This window comes from Methylobacterium sp. E-041 (assembly GCF_022829665.1).
GTDB lineage: Bacteria > Pseudomonadota > Alphaproteobacteria > Rhizobiales > Beijerinckiaceae > Methylobacterium.
Window position 1 is genome coordinate 1 of sequence record NZ_JAKSYQ010000236.1, and the last position, 2,058, is coordinate 2,058.

Here is a 2,058-nt window from a genome sequence, read left to right on the forward strand (position 1 = left end):
TCGTAGCTTGGCCCCCGGCCAGGAGCGCTACGGCGGCGACATCGATCCGAGCGAGAGCCGATTGCTCAGCCCCCTTCGGGCGCAATGGAATGATCTCTCTGCTCATCGTCCCGCATCCGCTTATCGGGAGACTTGTAGCCCTGACGCCGGCATACAGCCTGCCAACGACAATGAGATGTCATCTTGCAGGCGGCCGCAATCTAGCGCCTCAGCGACCTGCCAGAGCACCCAATCCGAGCGTGTCGAGGACGCGCTCACGATAGAGGGTATCATCCTCGCTGAGGTCGCCCTTTTCGACGTGAACGATCACGGATGGATCGACGCTGGCGAGTTCAGCCAAGGCCTCGACGGAGTAAGCGCATCGCAGGCGGGCAGCGCGCACCTGCGATGCTAGGTGTGCAGTCCCGAGGTGTGGTGGCATCAGTTTCGCTGAGGTCGCTGCATTCCGGGAGGCGTTATGGGACAGGTTCTTCACGGCTGCGCCACGACCACGCACGCGGTCAGAGCAGCGCTACAGCGATCGAAAGCTCCGCTCAAAGATCTTGCCGCCCAGCACGGACTGAACCCCAAGACAGTCGCGAAGTGGCGTAAGCGAGCCTTCGTTCATGACGCGGCCATGGGACCGAAGACGCCGCACTCTACAGTGCTCACGACCGAGGAAGAGGCGGTGATCGTCGCCTTCCGCCGGCACACCCTCTTGCCGCTCGACGACTGCCTCTACGCGCTGCAGGCCACCATCCCGCACCTGACCCGCTCGTCGCTGCATCGCTGCCTGCAACGCCATGGAATCAGCCGGTTACCCGAGGTCGGCGGCGATAAGCCCGGCAAGCAAGCGTTCAAGGGCTACCCGATCGGCTTCTTCCACATCGACATCGCGGAGGTTCGCACCGGCGAAGGCAAGCTGTACCTCTGGGTGGCCATCGACAGAACGTCCAAATACGCCTTTGCCCAGCTGCACGAACGCGCTGATCGACCCGTGGCCTGCGCTTTCCTGGAGGCACTCATCGAGGCCTGTCCTTACCGACTGCACATCATCCTGACCGACAACGGCATCCAGTTCGCCGAGCTGCCCAAGAACCGTCGCGGCCCGACCGCCCTGTACCGCGTCAACCGCTTCGACCAGATCTGCCGGGCACACGACATCGAGCATCGGCTCACCAAGCCAAACCACCCGTGGACCAATGGCCAGGTCGAGCGCATGAACCGGACCCTCAAGGAGGCGACGGTCAAGCGCTACCATTACGACACCCACGATCAGCTGCGGGAACACCTCGCCGCCTTCCTGGATGCCTACAACTTCGCTCGGCGGCTCAAGACCCTACGCGGCCTTACTCCGTATGAAGCGATCTGCCGGGCCTGGGCAGACAATCCAGACCGCTTCAGATACGATCCAACCCATCTCACCTCGGGACTGCACAGCGCCCATGTTCCAGATGTGCTGGCGAAAGGCGTGACGGGTGTCGCCGCGGTCCCCGACGACCCACTTGGGCACGCCCGTCAGTTGGTCGAGCAGGGGGACGGCGTGAGGCAGTTCATGAGCCTGACCGGGTGCCAGCCGGAAGGCGATGGCGCGACCCTGCCCGTCGGCGATCACGCAAGCCTTGGAACTATCGCCGCCACGTGAGCGGCCAAGCGCTTCACGAGCGTCTCGCTCGGCCCCAGATCCCCCCTTTTGACAGCGCCTGCCGCCTTTTGGTGCGCCCGCACGTTGGTGCCATCGAGGAACACCATACCAAGCTGGACGCCCTGCTCCTGCACGAGGCCGAGCAGCCGCTCCCAGACGCCAGCACGCGACCAGCGGATGAAGATCTGCGCCGCGCGCCACCACGGCCCCAGATCCTCTGGAATGGCCCGCCACTTGGCCCCGTTCTGATGCCGCCAGAGGATGGCTGAGAGTGTGCGTCTGAGATCCTGTGGGGGCGTCTTGGCCTTGGGCCGGCAGGCCTCGACCAAGGGCTCCAGTTCAGACCGCTGGGCGTCGCTCAGCATCGTCCCTCCTGCATCAGAGAAACGAAAACGCTAGCCAAGCCAATCCGTTCAGACGACGACAGGCTCTAG

The 2,058-nt window shown here is 64.0% G+C and carries 1 protein-coding gene and 2 pseudogenes; 1 reads left to right on the forward strand and 2 read right to left on the reverse strand.

The genetic code is table 11. From position 1 onward, the window contains the following. Nucleotides 1-208 precede the first annotated feature (208 nt). Nucleotides 209-340, reverse strand: a complete 132-nt coding sequence (locus tag MKK70_RS30715; protein ID WP_279603763.1) for a hypothetical protein — start codon at nucleotides 338-340, stop codon at nucleotides 209-211. 117 nt (nucleotides 341-457) lie between these two features. Here MKK70_RS30715 and MKK70_RS22030 point away from each other — a divergent pair. Beyond that, nucleotides 458-1,411: pseudogene (locus tag MKK70_RS22030) on the forward strand (IS481 family transposase); the annotation flags it as partial. Between the two features lie 6 nt (nucleotides 1,412-1,417). On the opposite strand, the pseudogene MKK70_RS22035 reads toward MKK70_RS22030, so the two are convergent. Beyond that, a pseudogene (locus MKK70_RS22035) lies at nucleotides 1,418-1,989 on the reverse strand (IS5 family transposase); the annotation flags it as partial. Nucleotides 1,990-2,058: the final 69 nt, after the last annotated feature.